23 protein-coding genes are annotated in these 16104 nt (G+C 63.5%); 20 read left to right on the top strand and 3 right to left on the bottom strand.

Going from position 1 to position 16104, the window contains the following annotated elements; genetic code table 11:
• Positions 1 to 129: 129 nt before the first annotated feature.
• The 3 genes from QB905_RS08660 to QB905_RS08650 all read right to left on the bottom strand — a co-directional run bounded on the left by QB905_RS08660 (position 130) and on the right by QB905_RS08650 (position 4368).
• The gene (locus QB905_RS08660; protein ID WP_282974417.1) at positions 130 to 1227 is read right to left on the bottom strand and encodes a DUF2336 domain-containing protein; all 1098 of its coding nucleotides are present in this window, start codon (positions 1225 to 1227) and stop codon (positions 130 to 132) included.
• Positions 1228 to 1236: 9 nt separating this feature from the next.
• Positions 1237 to 2352: a hypothetical protein gene (locus QB905_RS08655; protein WP_282974416.1), complete on the bottom strand. Its 1116-nt coding sequence runs from the start codon at positions 2350 to 2352 to the stop codon at positions 1237 to 1239.
• 213 nt (positions 2353 to 2565) lie between these two features.
• Positions 2566 to 4368, bottom strand: a complete 1803-nt coding sequence (locus QB905_RS08650; RefSeq protein WP_282974414.1) for an ABC-F family ATP-binding cassette domain-containing protein — start codon at positions 4366 to 4368, stop codon at positions 2566 to 2568.
• A gap of 96 nt (positions 4369 to 4464) precedes the next feature.
• Here QB905_RS08650 and QB905_RS08645 point away from each other — a divergent pair, with 96 nt between their 5' ends.
• From QB905_RS08645 to QB905_RS08550, 20 genes are all read left to right on the top strand, one after another.
• On the top strand, positions 4465 to 4971 hold the full coding sequence (locus QB905_RS08645; RefSeq protein ID WP_282974413.1) for a YcgN family cysteine cluster protein: 507 nt from the start codon (positions 4465 to 4467) through the stop codon (positions 4969 to 4971).
• 182 nt (positions 4972 to 5153) lie between these two features.
• Complete coding sequence (locus QB905_RS08640) at positions 5154 to 5438, top strand: hypothetical protein (RefSeq protein WP_282974411.1); 285 nt, start codon at positions 5154 to 5156, stop codon at positions 5436 to 5438.
• Between the two features lie 37 nt (positions 5439 to 5475).
• The gene (locus tag QB905_RS08635; RefSeq protein ID WP_282974409.1) at positions 5476 to 5622 is read left to right on the top strand and encodes a hypothetical protein; all 147 of its coding nucleotides are present in this window, start codon (positions 5476 to 5478) and stop codon (positions 5620 to 5622) included.
• 79 nt (positions 5623 to 5701) lie between these two features.
• On the top strand, positions 5702 to 6760 hold the full coding sequence (locus tag QB905_RS08630; protein ID WP_282974408.1) for a LacI family DNA-binding transcriptional regulator: 1059 nt from the start codon (positions 5702 to 5704) through the stop codon (positions 6758 to 6760).
• A 103-nt stretch (positions 6761 to 6863) separates the two neighbouring features.
• Positions 6864 to 7244, top strand: coding sequence for a hypothetical protein (locus QB905_RS08625; protein WP_282974406.1), 381 nt, complete (start codon positions 6864 to 6866; stop codon positions 7242 to 7244).
• A complete protein-coding gene (locus QB905_RS08620) occupies positions 7150 to 8433 on the top strand; it encodes a DNA-packaging protein (protein WP_282974404.1) in 1284 nt (427 codons plus the stop codon). Before QB905_RS08625 ends, QB905_RS08620 begins: the two co-directional genes overlap by 95 nt.
• Positions 8434 to 8511: 78 nt before the next feature.
• The gene (locus QB905_RS08615) at positions 8512 to 9717 is read left to right on the top strand and encodes a phage portal protein (RefSeq protein WP_461781778.1); all 1206 of its coding nucleotides are present in this window, start codon (positions 8512 to 8514) and stop codon (positions 9715 to 9717) included.
• Complete coding sequence (locus QB905_RS08610; RefSeq protein WP_282974403.1) at positions 9714 to 9950, top strand: hypothetical protein; 237 nt, start codon at positions 9714 to 9716, stop codon at positions 9948 to 9950. Before QB905_RS08615 ends, QB905_RS08610 begins: the two co-directional genes overlap by 4 nt.
• The gene (locus QB905_RS08605) at positions 9947 to 10381 is read left to right on the top strand and encodes an HK97 family phage prohead protease (RefSeq protein ID WP_282974401.1); all 435 of its coding nucleotides are present in this window, start codon (positions 9947 to 9949) and stop codon (positions 10379 to 10381) included. Before QB905_RS08610 ends, QB905_RS08605 begins: the two co-directional genes overlap by 4 nt.
• 122 nt (positions 10382 to 10503) lie before the next feature.
• The gene (locus tag QB905_RS08600; protein ID WP_282974400.1) at positions 10504 to 11691 is read left to right on the top strand and encodes a phage major capsid protein; all 1188 of its coding nucleotides are present in this window, start codon (positions 10504 to 10506) and stop codon (positions 11689 to 11691) included.
• A 160-nt stretch (positions 11692 to 11851) separates the two neighbouring features.
• Positions 11852 to 12121 carry a head-tail connector protein gene (locus QB905_RS08595; protein ID WP_282974399.1) on the top strand — a complete coding sequence of 90 codons (270 nt, stop codon included), beginning with the start codon at positions 11852 to 11854 and terminating at the stop codon, positions 12119 to 12121.
• The gene (locus QB905_RS08590; protein WP_282974398.1) at positions 12118 to 12444 is read left to right on the top strand and encodes a hypothetical protein; all 327 of its coding nucleotides are present in this window, start codon (positions 12118 to 12120) and stop codon (positions 12442 to 12444) included. The genes QB905_RS08595 and QB905_RS08590 overlap by 4 nt, the downstream gene beginning before the upstream one ends.
• Before the next feature lie 8 nt (positions 12445 to 12452).
• Positions 12453 to 12866 carry a DUF3168 domain-containing protein gene (locus QB905_RS08585; protein ID WP_282974397.1) on the top strand — a complete coding sequence of 138 codons (414 nt, stop codon included), beginning with the start codon at positions 12453 to 12455 and terminating at the stop codon, positions 12864 to 12866.
• Between the two features lie 33 nt (positions 12867 to 12899).
• Positions 12900 to 13313, top strand: coding sequence for a phage major tail protein, TP901-1 family (locus QB905_RS08580; RefSeq protein WP_282974395.1), 414 nt, complete (start codon positions 12900 to 12902; stop codon positions 13311 to 13313).
• Entirely contained in the window at positions 13300 to 13575 is a 276-nt protein-coding gene (locus QB905_RS08575; protein ID WP_282974393.1) for a GTA-gp10 family protein, read from the top strand. Before QB905_RS08580 ends, QB905_RS08575 begins: the two co-directional genes overlap by 14 nt.
• Positions 13572 to 13757: a phage tail assembly chaperone gene (locus tag QB905_RS08570; protein ID WP_282974392.1), complete on the top strand. Its 186-nt coding sequence runs from the start codon at positions 13572 to 13574 to the stop codon at positions 13755 to 13757. Before QB905_RS08575 ends, QB905_RS08570 begins: the two co-directional genes overlap by 4 nt.
• Positions 13754 to 14287 carry a phage tail tape measure C-terminal domain-containing protein gene (locus QB905_RS08565; RefSeq protein WP_282974391.1) on the top strand — a complete coding sequence of 178 codons (534 nt, stop codon included), beginning with the start codon at positions 13754 to 13756 and terminating at the stop codon, positions 14285 to 14287. The genes QB905_RS08570 and QB905_RS08565 overlap by 4 nt, the downstream gene beginning before the upstream one ends.
• Entirely contained in the window at positions 14288 to 14902 is a 615-nt protein-coding gene (locus QB905_RS08560) for a DUF2460 domain-containing protein (RefSeq protein WP_282974390.1), read from the top strand.
• Positions 14903 to 14978: 76 nt separating this feature from the next.
• A complete protein-coding gene (locus QB905_RS08555; protein ID WP_282974388.1) occupies positions 14979 to 15668 on the top strand; it encodes a DUF2163 domain-containing protein in 690 nt (229 codons plus the stop codon).
• A complete protein-coding gene (locus QB905_RS08550) occupies positions 15665 to 16102 on the top strand; it encodes an NlpC/P60 family protein (protein ID WP_282974386.1) in 438 nt (145 codons plus the stop codon). Before QB905_RS08555 ends, QB905_RS08550 begins: the two co-directional genes overlap by 4 nt.
• The last annotated feature ends 2 nt before the right edge of the window (positions 16103 to 16104 follow it).

Raw genomic sequence — 16104 nt, 5'->3', positions numbered from 1 at the left:
GATCGACATTCAGCCACTTGTCGAAGAAAGCGACCCCTCCGGCGCTGCGCGCCACCTCCCCACGCTTGCGCGCAGGGAGGAGGGATGTGCCATCTGTCACCCGGACATGATGATGGGGTCTGTCTCGTCCTAAGCCGCGCGGCCTTCGCCGCGGCGTAAGCGCCAGAAACGGATGGTGCGCTGGGCGGTTTCGAGCGGCAGATCGGTATAGAGCTTCGCATAATCGGCGGCGCGGCCCATCGCATTTTCTGAATCCGACAGCATGATCATGGCGTAGGTCAGGAACAGGGCCTTATCGAGCCCGGCGGCCTTGCAGGCGATGGCCAGAGCGTCGATCTCGCGCTTTTCGACCAGATGGCGCGCGGTCAGGAAATCGATGTCGGCCATTTGCGACAGGGCCACCAGAAACCAGGTCGGGTTGGGGTCGCGCATATATTTGGCGAGCAGGGACGGGGTCAGTTTTTCGTTTTTACGTAAGACGTCGACATCGGCCGAAATCTGCTCATAGTCTTCGGGGAAGCTGCCATAGGCCACGGCCACCTTGTCGCGGCCCCTGGCCAGCGCCGTTTCGACCACGGAGGGATCAAGCCTGGCATTTTCGGCGATAATGCGTTCGCGCAGGCGGGTTTCGACCACGAAATACATGTCGTTCATCAGGTCGGGCGGCAGATCGGAACGGCCCACCACCACCTCGTGCAGGGCCGGATTGGCCTGGGCGCGCTGGACGACCTCTTCCGAAGAGGCGCGCGACAAACGCGCTCCGTCATTGGACAAAAGCGTGTGTAAGGTGGTGTCGTCGCCGCGCTTGACGATGACGCCCGACACGCTTTCCGGCACATTTTCACGGCGCGAAACGGCGCGCAGGTGATCCTGGCCCTGCGTCGAGACGATATGAACGAGATCGCTTTCGCTCAAAGCCCTGGAGCGCGTCAGGATCGGCTCGGCCACGTCGATATGGTCGCTGGCCAGCTTGCGCAGCAGGCCTAAGGGGGCCACGCGGGCGCTGGCCAGCGTGTTGGCGATTTCGGCGCGCACCATCGTTTCCATATCGGTCGATAACTGGCTCATCACCGTATCGTAAAGCGCCATTTCCGAATCCTTGATGTCTTCGGGATGGGTCATGAAAATGGTGGTCACCTGACGCAGAAGCTCGCGGCGCTTGGCGCTTGAGGGTTCTTTGGCCAGGTCGATCAGGTCGGTCAGGGCGGAGGTCGGCACGCGGGACATGCTTATACCTTAGGGGTTGGTCGCCGAGGTGGCGTCTTTCTGGTCGGAAGAAGGGTGGTCATCGGCGGAATCGTCGTCAGCGGCGTGGGAAGCCTTGTCGGGGGGTACGGTCAGCAGCGCGCCCGTGGCATTATCATCGACCGTGATCGGATCGGGGCGGTAGCCATATTCGCGGTGCAGGCTGTAGAAGCGCGGCTCCTGAGAGGGATCGGTATAGTGTTCGCCGGGCACAAAGGGACGGTCGGCGGCGGAGGCAAGGGCCGGTGCGGGGGCCTGAGCCTGCCCCTGCCCGGAAGCCGAAACGGGAGCCGAAACGGGTGCAGGAGAGGCTTTGGCGACGGGCATTTGCGGCGGGGCCGGTTGCGCGCTCTGGCGGGCGATGGCGGAGCGCGCGGCAGAGATGCGCGCGGCATAGGGGCTGGAGGCGGGCACCTGAAAACCACCGTCGAACAGGCCGCTTTGCAGTTCCTTTTCGTTTTCGGTGGTCTGAGCCGCGATAGCCGCCGGAGCAACGGCCACGGGTCTGGAGGGGGCGACAGGGGTTGCCACGGCCACAAAGGCGGGGGGCGCGGGTGCGGCCACCACAGGTTGGGCTGTCGGCGTGGCCGGAGGGACAGAAGGCGTGCTGACAGCCACCGGCGATGAGGGTGCGCCGATAATGGGCGCGTCATCGGCCATGCCGGGATCGTCGGCGAGGCCCGGATCGGGATGGTTATCGACTTTGGCGGGCGTGGGAACCGGCGCGGCTGCGGGCCAGGGGACGACGGCAACCGGCTGTGGTTGCGTCAGCGGCACGGGCGCGGCGATGGAAGCCACTGGCGCGCTTCTGACCGGGGCGGCGGGCACGGCGACCATCCGGGGCGGGTTTTCTGCGGGTTGTCCGGCGGGCTGAGCAGCGGGTTGCGAGTCAGGCTTTTTTGCCGGCCAGCGCAGCGTATGGACGAACGGATCGCCGACCTGACCATAGGGCGATGGCGGCACCGGATAGGCGGCCTGATTATCGTCCTTGTTCTGCCAGTCGAGCGGGCTGGTGGCCGCATTTGCCGATGCACTGACGCCCATGCCCAACGCCAGGGCGGCGAGTATGGGAGCGTAAATACGCAAAGTACGTGCGGGCAGTTTCATGGCTGGCGGTGACCGTTTCAGGTTGTAATCCGCAAACCGTAAATCAATGGGTTTAAGTTTTACCTAATAAAGACCGGTAAGCCATGCGGCGCAAAGGCGTTTAGAGCGGCTTGCATTCTGATTGAATCGGTCAAAGGCATGCAACCCGCTCTACATTTTACGTTTTTCCGCATCTCGCATTCAATTTGTAAGTCCAATTAAACGCTCGTTGCTCTAGCCGAGGTTTTCGCGCTTTTCTTCCAGTTCCAGCCACTCCATTTCGCCGTTTTCGAGATGGGTGCGCAAGCTGTCGAGCGCCTGCATGGTAGCGTCGAAGCGCTTCGGATCGCGGCTATACAGGGTGGCATCGTCGAGAACGGCTTCCAGGCGTTTGATCTCGGCCGTCCATTCCGGCATCAGCCGGTTCAGGTCTTCGAGGCGTTTCTGATCCTTATAGCTCAGCTTTTTCGGTGCGGTCTTGCTGGCGGCTACGGGGGCGGACGCGGTTTTTCGGCTGTCTTTTTGCGAAATTTCGACAAAGAAATCCGGGTTTTGCCGCATGAAATCCTGCCAGCCGCCGGGCGTTTCCGCCGCCCCGCCGCGGCCATTGAGCGCCAGGGTTGAAGTGGCCAGCCGGTCGATGAAGTCGCGGTCGTGGCTGACCAGGATCAGCGTGCCGTCATAATCGGCCAGCATGTCTTCGAGCAGGTCGAGCGTGTCCATGTCGAGGTCGTTGGTCGGTTCGTCGAGCACCAGCAGATTGGTGGCCTTGGCCAGGGCGCGGGCCAGTTGCAGGCGGTTGCGTTCGCCGCCTGACAGGGTTTTGACCGGCTGGCGCAACTGCTTTTCGCGGAACAGGAAATCCTTGGCATAGGCGGCGACGTGACGCGGCTGACCGCGCACCATGATCGAATCGGAACCGGAATTGGCCAGAACGTCCCACAGGGTTTCCTCACCCCTCAGCGCATCACGGCCCTGATCGAGATAGGCGACGTCGAGATTGGTGCCGAGCTTGATCTGGCCCGTATCGGCGGGCGCTTCGCCGATCAGCAGCTTGACGAGGGTGGACTTGCCCGCCCCGTTGGGGCCGACAATGGCCAGCCGGTCGCCGCGCAGGATGCGGGTCGAGAAATCCTTGAGCAGCACCTTGTCGCCAAACGCCTTGGAGACGTTTTTCAGCTCGGCCACCAGCTTGCCCGATGTGCCGCCGGAATCGATGCTCATCTCCATCGGCCTGTCCATCAGCCGCACGCGCTCGGCACGGTCGGCGCGCATCTCTTGCAGGCGGGCGGCGCGGCCTTCATTGCGCGTGCGCTGGGCGGTGATCGAGCGATAGAAGGTGTAGGTTTCGCGCTCGATGGCCTTTTCGAGACGGCGCAAGGATTCGGCGCTGTCGGCCTCAATGCGCGCCTGCCAGGCGTCGAAACCCGTATAGCCTTCGTCTCGGCGCAAAATCCGCCGGTCATAGAGCCAGAAACAGGCCCTGGTGGTGCGCTCCAGAAAGGTGCGGTCGTGGCTGACGATCAGGGCGGCGCCGCGAAAGGCGCGCAGGCGCTCTTCCAGTGTCTCAATAGCGAAGATGTCGAGGTGGTTGGTCGGCTCGTCGAGAAAGATCAGGTCGGGCGCTTCGGCGAAGGCCTTGGCCAGCGCGGCGCGGCGCTTTTCCCCGCCCGACATCGAACCGGTGGGCCCGGCGGGGTCGATACCGAAGGCGGCCAGGTCGGCCTCGGCCGTATAGTGTTCGGCACCGCCGGAGCAGGCCCAGTCCAGCACGCTTAGGCCCGTTGGTTCGGGTTCCTGCAAGACAAAAGCGAAGCGCAGGCCCTGACTGACGATGCGTTCGCCCGAATCGGCTTCGACCAGCCCGGCCAGCATCCGCATCAGGGTGGATTTGCCCGCGCCGTTGCGGCCCACCAGACAGGCGCGCATCCCGCGCTCAATGGCCATATCGACGCCATCGAACAGGGGGGTGGCACCGTCCATCAGGCGGACATCTTTCAGGGCGAGCAGCGGGGCTTTAGCGGGGGGCTTGGACATGGGGCGGGTGTAGTCGGGGCGCGCCGCTTTTACAAAGCTTTTTTCGGTGGGGTTTTTTGATTTGCATTTCCGGCGTCCGGCGAAGATAAGAACGCTATGAGCGCCCATGACAACCATCCGTCTTTGAATGACCCGCCTTTCTGGGAAACCAAGACCCTTGAGCAGATGAATGCCCAGGAGTGGGAATCACTGTGCGATGGCTGCGGCCTGTGCTGTCTGGTGCGCTTCGAGGATGAGGATACGGGCGACATCATCCCCACCCGCGTCCATTGCAAACTGTTCGACCCGGACGCCTGCGCCTGCTCCGATTATGCGGCGCGTAAAAAGCACGTGCCCGACTGTATCAAGCTGACGCCGCACAATATCGAAAACCTGCTGTGGATGCCGAAATCGTGCGCCTATCGCCGCCTGCATGAGGGCAAGCCCCTGCCGCAATGGCACTATCTGATCACCGGCGACCGCGAAACCGTGCATCAGGCGGGTGTGTCGATCCGTGGCCAGACGGTTTCAGAACTGGCCCTGGCCGATCCCGAAGACGCGCTCGATTTTATCGCCTGGGATTTGCAGGCCGACCGTTCCGACTGGGACGTGTTCGAGGACTGATTGCGCCAGCTTTCCGGCACGGCCACGATGGTGACCCGCGAGGGTGGCCCACGATTGTTACAAACCCGAAATCTTACCTAAAATTAAGAAATAAGGCCGAAATCCGACTTTTCCGCTTATGGCCGATCCCGCAGAGTGTCCTGAAAGATTTGGGGCAGATTTGGAAGGAAAGCGGGTTCGTCATGAAAAAAGCGCTGATACTGGCCGCCTGCCTGACGGCCCTGATGGGCACGACCGCCTGCGTAGATTACGGCTATGGCCGCCCCGGTTATGGCTATGCCAGTGATTACGATGTCTATTATGACGGCTATTACGGCCCGGTGCGCCAGGGGTACTGGGGCCATGACGGCTGGTTTTACTACCGCGATCCGGGGCGGCGCGATTATCGCCGCGACGATGGCCGTCATTTCCGCCGCGAGCCCTATAACGGCTATCGCAGTTACCGTATCCATCATGGTCATCGCTGAACTTTACAACCGGCCATCGTCGGAGAAGGTCCATATCATGAAAAATCTCACCCTTGTTTTTGCGACCTCGCTGGCCCTTTTTACCCTGAGTGCATGTGCTTATGACCATTATGGCAGCCACCATCACAACCATGACCGCTATCATCACGATGATCATGGTGATCGTCACAATTTTGATCATTAGGCACGATTGAAGGTTAGGGCTTGTATCGGTTCGCCTGACACCGCATAAAGCGTTTGCAGGGATCAGGCGGGACGAACGGGTGAGCGCAGGTAAACCGACCATTGACGATGTGGCCGCCTTGTCAGGCGTGGCGCGGGCCACCGTGTCGCGCGTGCTGAATGGTGGGCCGAACGTACGCGAAGAAGTGCGTGTGCGCGTGTTGCAGGCTGTCGATAAGCTGCAATACAAGGTCAATATGCAGGCCCGCTATCTGGCCGGGGGCCGCACCCAGATGCTGGCTATGGTCTATGCCTCCGATCTCGACAGCCAGCCCAATTCCTTTTACCATGCGGGCCTCGAACTGGGTGCGCTCAGGGCCTGTTCGGAGCGCGGCTTCCAGCTTTTGATGCACACCATCAACCAGCATTCGCTGAACAAGAGCCAGAAAATCCTCGATGTTTTCGATTCCAGGCGTTGCGATGGCCTGATCCTGACGCCGCCCTTTTCCGACGATCTGTCCCTTTTGCATGAGTTACAAAAACGTAAGGCTCCGGTGGTGTGTATCGCGCCCGGCTACGAGGCCCAGGCCGCCGCCGCAGGCGTGGGCATTGATGATGAGGTAGCCGGTTATGAAATAACGCGCTACATGCTGTCGCTCGGTCACCGCAATATGGGTTTTATCAAGGGGCTGGAAGGCCATTTGTCGGCCGAGGAACGCTATACCGGTTTCCGGCGCGCTTTGAAGGAAGCCGGGCTTGACGACAATAGCGTGCCCACGGCGCGCGGCAATTTCAGCTTTCGCTCCGGCGTTGAAACGACCGCCAGGCTGCTGGCCCTGCCCAACCGCCCGACGGCCCTGATCTGCGCCAATGACGATATGGCGGTCGGCGCATTGTTCACTGCGCACAAGCTGGGTCTTGAAGTACCCAAGCATCTGTCTGTCTCCGGCTTTGATGATACGCCGGTTTCCGAAATTATCTGGCCGCCGCTGACCACCGTGCATCAGCCGCTGAAGGAGATCGGCGCGCGCGCCGTGGCTCTGGTGCTCGACCAGATCAATGGTGCGCGCTCCAGCACCCCGCCGGGGGCGCACCGGCTTGAGGTGGTGGCGCACCGCGTGGTGATGCGCGAGAGCGCCGCCGACCTGACCCAGCCGTGAATATCCACGCGGTTTGCAAAATAAATTTCTCTTAAAACAACGACTTGCCAAATAGTTTCGGCCTTTCCTCCCCTGCCTCACGGCACGGGGCTATTCTTGTTGCATGGAACGAAAAGCGGTCACGCAGGCACGGCGCAACAGGAAATTACGGCTTCAGCAGGAAGACAGGCTGCGCGTGCAGTTTGAGGCCCTGCTGTCGGCCTATGAGGCGGCGAGCGATTACGCCGCCGTCGAGAAACAGGCCCGCGCCCTGCTGGCCGTGCGCAAGACCATGAAGGACATATATCCGCAAAATTCTGTGCGGGGAGAGCAAGGCATGGATGACGAAACGCAAGACGGAAACCACGACGACGCAAGCGCCGGCTCTGTGGCAACCTGGCAAGCCATTATTGAACGCAAGCTCGATCGTCTCGCTGCCGCAAGGCGTGCGGCAGGACTGGATCAGCCGTCACAAGCCGGAGGTGATGAAGAGGCTGACGGATGACTGGGGATTCTGGTCGCGGCCCGAACAGCATCCGCCGGAAGGGGACTGGCATAGCTGGCTCTTTTTAGGCGGGCGCGGAGCGGGCAAGACGCGGGCCGGGGCGCAGTGGCTGCTGGGGCTGATCAAGGGCGGCGTGCGCGTGGCGCTGGTAGGGCCCAGCCTGCACGATGTCCGCGAGGTGATGATCGAGGGGCCTTCGGGTCTGCGCACCCTGGCCGGGGCGGGTGATAAGCCGGTGTACGAGGTGTCGCGCAGGCGGCTGAAATGGCCGCGCGGCGGGGTGGCCTACGCCTATTCGGCGGAAGACCCGGAAAGCCTGCGCGGCCCGCAGTTTCACTTTGCCTGGGCCGATGAATTCTGCGCGTGGAAGGCGCCCGGTGAAACCCTGGCCATGCTGCGCATGGGTTTGCGGTTAGGGCTGAAGCCGCGCCTGTGCGTCACCACCACGCCGAAACCGATTGCGGCCCTGCGCACCCTCATGGGCGAGACGGGTTCGGTGATGACGCGCTCGGCCACCCGCGACAATCTGGCGGGGCTGTCGGACGATTTCCTGACCAGTCTCGAAGGGCTGTATGGCGGCACCCGGCTGGCGGCGCAGGAACTGGACGGGCTGGTGGTGGCTGACGACCACCGCGCCCTGTGGCGGGCCGATGATCTGGCGCGTTGCTATGGGGCGCGGCCACCGTGTTTCGACGAGGTGGTGGTGGCGGTCGATCCGCCCGCTTCGAGCCACGGCGATGCCTGCGGTATCGTGGTGGCCGGACGGCTGGAACAGCGCGGCTATGTGCTGGCCGATGGCACGGTGTCGGGCCTGTCGCCGCTGGGATGGGCGCAGCATGTGGCCGGTCTGGTGACGGTGTTCGGGGCGCAGCGCGTGGTGGCCGAGGCCAATCAGGGCGGTGAGATGATCCGTTCGGTGCTGGCCCTGGCCGGTTGTGACGTGCCGATTGAACTGGTTCATGCGCGCACCGGCAAACGGACGCGGGCCGAGCCCGTGGCGGCGCTTTATGAGCAGGGGCGGATCAGCCATTGCCCGGAGGGCGCGCGCTTTAACGCTTTGGACGAGGAACTGATGGCGCTGGGCAGCGAGACGACGACCCACAGCCCCGACCGGGCCGATGCTCTGGTCTGGGCGCTGACGGCCCTGCTGATCACCGACCGCGTCGAACCGAGTTTGCGGCGCCTATGAAGGCAGTAAGCCCCCTCCGTCAGCTTCGCTGACACCTCCCCCGCAAGCAGGGGAGGATGATTAAATGAGGTAATTTCGATGTTGAAAGCTCTGAACGGCCTGTTGGGCCGGACGATGAAGCCTGAGCAAAAACAGAGCGCCGTGGGCGCGCTGATCGCCATGAATGCCGTCGGCAAGCCGGTATGGACGGCGCGCAATTATCACTGCATGGCGGTGGAGGGCTTCACCCGAAATGCGGTGGCCTATCGCTGCATCCGCATGATCTCCGAGGCCTGCGCCTCGGTGCCGCTGCGGGTCGAATTTGAGGGCAGGCGCGCGCCTGACCATCCGTTGCAGCGCCTGCTGGATCGGCCCAATGCCGAGCAGGGCGGCGGGTCTTTGCGTGAAGCACTGTATGGCGGGCTGCAAACCTCCGGCAATGGCTATATCGAGGCCGCCTTCGCCGAGGGTGAGACGGCGCCATTTGAGCTATGGAACCTGCGGCCCGACCGCATGAAGGTAATCCCCAATCGTCAGGGCTGGCCCGAAGCTTATGAATATTCAACCGGCGCGGGCAAGGCGCTGATCGGGCGCGATGGCGAGGGCTGGCTGAAGGTTCTGCACCTCAAGATGTGGCACCCGCTCGATGACTGGTACGGCTTTGCGCCTCTGGAGGCGGCGGGTTTTTCCATCGACGTGCATAATGCGTCGGGGGCGTGGAACAAGGCCTTGCTGGATAATGCCGCCAGACCTTCGGGGGCGCTGGTCTATGGCGCCAAGGCTTCGGAGCGTTTGTCGCAGGATCAGTTCGACCGGCTGAAGACGCAGCTTGCCGACGATTATGCCGGTAAAGACAATGCCGGGCGGCCCCTGTTGCTCGAAGGCGGGCTTGACTGGAAGCCGATGTCGCTGACGCCCGCCGATATGGATTTCATTCAGGGCAAATATGCCGCCGCCCGCGATATTGCGCTCGTCTTCGGCGTGCCCGCGCAATTACTCGGTATTCCCGGCGATAATTCCTACGCCAATTACAAGGAGGCCAATGCCGCCTTCTGGCGCAATACGGTGTTGCCGCTGGCCGAGAAGACGACGCGCGGTTTGAGCGCCTGGCTGGAGGCGAAGTTTCCCGGCGCGCGCATCGTCAACGACATCGAGGCCCTGCCTGCGCTTTCCGCCGAGCGCGACGCTCTGTGGTCGCGGCTGGAAAATGCCAGCTTCCTGAGCGACGCCGAACGCCGTCATCTGGCCGGTCTGGCACCGGTGGCGCATGAAGATGGCGGCCATGACGGCGAGATCGCCACATGACGCCCTATCTATTGTGGCAGATCGTGCCGGTGTCGGTGGTGGTGACGGTCATCATCCAGACGGCCTTCGTGCTGTTGTGGGTAGGCCGGGCCGGGGCGCGCATCGACATGATGGAGGCGCGGCTGGAGCAGCAGGCGGGCGTGGCCGAGCGGCTGGCGCGGCTCGAAGAACAGGCGGTGGCGCAGCGCGCCACACTCGACCGGATTGAAAGCAAGCTGGAGGCGAGGGGATGAGTTTGACGATTGTAGGCTATGCCTCGCGCTTTGGCCTGCGCGATCTGAATGACGATGTGGTGGTGCCGGGGGCCTTTCGTGACAGCCTGCTGCGCTCCGGCCCGCGCGGTGTGCGGATGCTGTATCAGCACGCGGTCAGATCGCCGGTCGGTGTGTGGGACGAGATCCGCGAAGACGCCATCGGGCTGTTCGTGCGCGGGCGGATCATCGACGCCTCGCCCGAAGCGCGCATGGTGGCATCGCTGGTCAGAAGCGGCGTGGTCGATGGTCTGTCGATTGGCTTTCGCACGCAGAAAAGTCGGCCTTCCGATGGCGGACGCTTGCGGGTCTTGAGCGAGGTCGAGCTGTGGGAAATCTCGATTGTCACCTTTCCCATGCTGCCGAGCGCGCGGATCACGCGGTTTTCCGAAAGCGTGGCTCAGGCGGCGTAATTTCTGAAGTCAGAACCCCCACCACCACGACCGTAAACGGTCGCGGTCCCCCTCCCCGGCATAGCCGGGGAGGTATGAGAAAGCCGTGTCTGCGGCTGTGTTTTCAACTGGAGAAAAACGGAATGAAAGAAGTGAAACAGGCGGCAGCCTCGCCGGAAGTGCGCGCGGCCCTGCATGATGTACTGAGCCATTTCGAGGCTTTCAAGGCGGCCAATGACGCCCGCCTCGACGCCATCGAAACCAAGCGCGGCGATGGTCTGCTCGAAGACAAGCTGGAGCGCATCGAATCCTCGCTGCAAACCGCCGAGGCGCGCCTCAACCGCCTGCTCAGCCAGAAGTCGCGCCCGATGCTGGAAGCCGACACGCGCCAGCCGGAGCCTTCGGAAGCCAAGGCCGCCTGGGCCGGTTATCTGCAATCGGGCCTTTCGTCGGGCAGCGGTTCGGGCGTTCTGGCGCCCACTGAAACCGAAACCTATATCGAGCGCCGTCTGGCTCAGGCCTCGCCCTTCCGTTCGCTGGCCACGGTGCGCAGCGTCGGCGCCGCCACTTTCAAAAAGCCGGTTTCGACCGCCTCGGTGGTGTCGGGCTGGGTGGGCGAAACCGATGGCCGCCCGGAAACCGATCCGGCCACGCTGTCGCTGCTCACCTTCGCTTCGGGTGAGCTGTACGCCTCGCCCTCGGCCACGCAGGATATTCTCGACGACGCCTATATCAATCTCGACGACTGGCTGGCCTCGGAAATCGAAGACAGCTTCGCCGCTCAGGAAACCGCCGCCTTCGTGGCCGGTGATGGCTCGGATAAGCCGATGGGTTTCTTAAGCTACACCATGGCGGCTGATGCCTCGGCAAGCTGGGGCCAGATCGGCTATGTGGCGTCGGGCGCGGCCAGCGATTTCGCCGCCAGCAATCCGGTGGGTGCGTTGATTGACCTGATCTATGCCCCCAAGGCGCAGTATCGCCCCAATGCGCATTTCGTCATGAACCGGCGCACGGCAGCCAAGATCCGCAAGTTCAAGGACGCCGACGGCAACTATATCTGGCAGCCGGCCACCGCTGCGGGCAATCTGCCCCTGCTGCTCGGCTATCCGGTGCAGGAAATCGAGAACATGCCCGACATTGCCGCCAATGCCGCGCCGATTGCCTTCGGGGACTTCGCCAAGGGCTATCTGATCGTTGACCGCGCCGGTCTGTCGGTGCTGCGCGATCCCTATTCGGCCAAGCCCTATGTTCTGTTCTACACCACCAAGCGCGTGGGCGGCGGCGTGCAGAATTTTGATGCGCTGAAAGTGCTCAAGATAGCCGCCAGCTAAAGCCTGACTGCCCCCGTCAGCGACACCGGCCCTGGCGGGCCTCGCGCTGACACCTCCCCCGTACGCTAAAGCTACGGGGGAGGAGGGAGGTTTCGTCCCGCAGGTCTGGCTATCGAAGCGGCCCTTTTGCAGATCCAATTTCTTTTCAAGGACATTTCCCATGGCCGATCCTGTCTCGCTCGACGAGGCCAAGCTGTTCCTGCGCGTGTCGCACACCGCCGAGGATACGCTTATCGCCACCTTCATCGCGGCGGCGGTTACGCGCATCGCCGATCTGACGGGGCTGGTGCTTGACGATGCCTCGCCCGCCCCTTTGCGCCTGTGCCTCCTCTATCTGGTGGCCGAAGCCTATAGCGGTCGCGGCGAGGTGGCGGTGGATAGCGACGCGCTGGAAACCTGGCTGGCCCCTTACCGCGTGGTGCATCTATGAGGCCGCTTCAGATCAGCGCGGTCAGCACGCCAGCGGGCGTCTATGCGCTCAGTGAAACCGAGACGGCGTTTGGCGGACGCACGCGCAGCCTCAGCCTGGTGGCGACCGTCTGGGGCGATTTCCAGCCCGACAAGCCCGCCCTGCAAGCCCCCGGCGATGGCGATCCCTATGTGGCCCAGACGGCGGATTTTCTCTGCCGCTCAGTGGAGGGTTTGAGCCTGGGCGGCTGGCTCAGTGTGCGCGGTGCCGACTGGCAGATCACCAGTCTCGACGAAGACGCCACAGGCACGGTGCGGCTGCGGCTCGAACGACTCCATTCCTGAGGTAAATCATGACACTCGATCCGTTACGCGACCTGCAAGCCGCCATTCTGAACTGGCTGACGGGGCAGGCCAGCCTGTCGGTGTGGCTGGGCACGCCTGCCCGCATCTATGACCAGCCGCCCGCCGAGCCGGTTTACCCCTATGTGACCCTGGGTCGCGTACAGGCGCAAGCCATTGGCGGCGTCGATTGCGACCTGACCGAACAGACGCTGAGCCTGCTTTGCGTGTCGCGCTTTGGCGGCAGCGAAGAGGCCAGAGCGATGGCGGGCGAGCTGCGCGTCCTGCTCGATGGCGCGGCGCTGACGCTTACCGATCAGGCGCTCGTCAGTCTGCGCGTCAGTTTCATCGATGTGCTCCGCGCCGCTGACCGGCGCACGACCTACGCTTTGGTGAGGTTACGGGCCGTGTCCGAGCCGTTGTGAGCGGCGGTATTTTTCAAAACCAAGGAGGCCGAAATGGCTGTGCAACAGGGCCGCGACATGCTGCTCAAAATCTCCGACGGAGCCGATACCCCCACCTATCAGACCGTGGCGGGTTTGCGGGCGCGCACCGTGTCACTGAACGCCAGGGCCGTGGAGGTGACCGATTCTGATTCCGGCGGCTGGCGCGAACTGCTGGAAGGTTCCGGCGTGCGCTCTCTGGCCATTTCGGGCTCGGGCGTGTTCCGCGATGCGGCGTCCGACGCCACCATGCGCGACGCTTTCTTTGCGCAGGCCGCGCGCGACTGGCAGATCATCGTGCCGGGGTTTGGCCAGTTCGCGGGCGCATTTTTGATCGCGGCGCTCGAATATGCCGGTCAGCACGATGGCGAGGCCACCTTCGCCATTACCCTGGCCTCATCGGGCGAGGTCAGTTTTGCTTCTGTGTAACCCGGCGCGTGGCGAGGTGATGGCCACGCTGGGCGGGCGTGAGGTGCGGCTGTGCGTGAGCTTGGGCGGACTGGCGGCGCTGGAAAGTCATTTCGGCGTGTCGGGCTTTGAGGCTTTGGCCGAACGGCTGAAACATCTGGGCGCGGGCGATCTGCTGAGCGTGCTGCGCGCCCTGTGCGTGGAGGATCTGGACGGATTGGAGATCGGCCTGAACGAAGCCATGCGCGCCGTGGTGCTGGCTTTTGCGGCGATGAATCCATGAGCAGCCCGTGGGCGGTCATGCTGCGGCGCGCCCTGCACATCGGCCTGACGCCGGAGGTCTTCTGGCGCTTAAGCTGGCGCGAATGGGTGATGCTGAACAGTGCGCCACAGACGATGGCAAGGCCGCTCGACCGGGCGGATTTCGACGAGATGCAGCGGCAATTTCCGGATGAGGGACAATGAGCGATCCATTTTCTGAAACGACGGCCCTGGGCGGCATGGACAGCCGCGTGGCCGAGACGGCGGCGGCGCTGTCCAGCCTGAAGGCCCCGGCCAGCGACGCCGCTGACGCCATTGATCAGGCCTTTTCAAAGGCGGGCGACAGTCTGGCCAAATCGCTGGCCAGGGCCGCTTCGGATGGCAAGATCAGCCTGTCGGAACTGGCCTCGGCCCTGATTACCGCCGTCGATCAGGCGATGGGCGGCGGCAACAGCGGCAGCGGCTTAAGCGCGGCGATTTCGCAGGCCGTTTCCAGCTTTTCGGGGGCGCGCGCCGATGGTGGGCCAGTCAGTGCGGGCGGCGGCTATCTGGTCGGTGAACGCGGCCCGGAAGTCTTCCGGCCCAGTACGGGCGGCACGATTGAGGCGGCGGGTACGGCAGGGCCGAATGTCAGCGTCAATGTCATGGTGACGGGTGGGGCGCAAGCATTGGTGCGCTCCGAAGCGCAGGTGGCGGCGGCGCTCAACCGCGCCGCCCGCATGGGGGTGAGATAAATGTCGGGTTTTCATGAAGTGTCGTTTCCGGCGCGTCTGGCCTTTGGCTCCGGCGCGGGCATTGAACGCCGCACCGAGATCACCGCCCTCGCTTCAGGCTATGAGCGCCGGATCAGCCCGTGGGCTTTGGGCCGTCGCCATTATCTGGTCGGGGCGGGTATCCGCTCGCTGGTCGATGCCACCGAATTGCTCAGTTTTTTCGAGGCGCGCGAGGGTCAGCTTTACGGTTTTCGTTTCCGCGATTTCGCCGATTGCAAAAGCTGCGCGCTCAATCTGACGCCGGGGCCGCTCGATCAGCTTCTGGGCACGGGCGATGGCGCGACGGCGCAATTTGCCCTGCGCAAGGCTTACGGCGCGGTGTGGCGACCGGTTGCCAAGCCGGTGGCCGGCACGGCGCGCGTGGCGGTGGGGGGCGTCGAGACGACGGCCTTCACCCTTGATGACACGACCGGGCTTATGACGCTGGCCACGCCGCCCGCTTCAGGCGCAGCCGTCACGGCGGGCTTTGTCTTCGACACGCCGGTGCGTTTCGACAGCGACCGCATCGACCTGACGCTGGAGAGTTTTGACGCCGGGCGGGTGACGGCGGTGGCGATGGTCGAAATCCGGGTTTAGCGGAGCGTTTTCCCAAAAAGTGGTTCCACGTTTTGGATCAGAAAGAGCGACACAGCAAAAATTAAAAGGGCGAAATATGCGACATATTTCAGAAGCCATGACCGCGGCGCTGGCGTCGGGGGCGGCGAAGTTTTGCCATGTCTGGCTGTTGACGCGCGGCGATGGCGCGGTGCTGGGCTTTACCGACCACGATGCGGATATTCAGTTTCTCGGCGTCACCTGTCAGGCGCAGAGCGGCTTGACCCAAGGCGCGGCGATGCAAGACATCGGCCTCGATCAGCCGGGCAGTCTGGCCATATCCGGCATTATCAGCGCCGATGGACTGGCGGCGGCGGACATCGAGGCGGGGCTTTATGACGGGGCGGAACTGCGCACCTATGTCATCGACTGGACCGCGCCCGATCAGTATGTCGAGACGGGCGCGGGCTATCTGGCGCAGCTCGACGCCACGGGCGGCATCGACGATGCGCAAGGCGTGTTCGTGGCCCATGTCGAGGGGGTGGCGTCACGGCTCGACCGCGTGATCGGTCGCCGGTTCGGCTTTCTGTGCGATGCGGCGCTCGGTGATGCGCGCTGCGGGCTCGATCTGGCGGGATTGGCGGTGACGGTTTGCGACAAACGCTACCGCACCTGCAACGGCACATTTTCCAACACGCTGAATTTTCGTGGCTTTCCTGATTTGCCCGGTGAGGATTTCCTCACCCTCTATCCGCGTGACGGCGATGTGCTCGATGGCGGATCGAGCGGCCAAAGTTCCGGGCGATGAGCCGGATTGTAGCCGAGGCGCGCACCTGGCTCGGCACGCCCTATCGCCACCAGATGAGCCTGAAAGGCGTCGGTTGCGATTGCATCGGTCTGGTGCGTGGCGTCTGGCGCGAAGTGGTCGGGCCGGAGCCTGCAAGCCTGCCGCCCTATAGCCCGGACTGGGCCGAGGTGTGCGGTCAGGACTGGCTGCTGGCGGGCTTAGGCGCGCATTTTCAGCCGGTCAGTGTGGGGCAGGCGCAGGCCGGTGACGTGATCGCCTTTCGCATGAAGCCGGGGGCGCTGGCCAAGCACGCCGCCATTTTGAGCGCAGGCGGGCTAGCGGCCTCCGATGCGCGCCTGATCCACGCCTATTGGGGTCATGCCGTGGTCGAGAGCTGGCTTAACCCCTTCTGGCGGCAGCGCGTCGTGGGCGCTTTCCGCTTTCCCTTGATTTAGAC

The sequence above is a fragment of the Asticcacaulis sp. EMRT-3 genome (assembly GCF_030027245.1).
Classification (GTDB): Bacteria; Pseudomonadota; Alphaproteobacteria; order Caulobacterales; family Caulobacteraceae; genus Asticcacaulis.
This window is presented reverse-complemented; position numbering and strand designations above follow the sequence as displayed.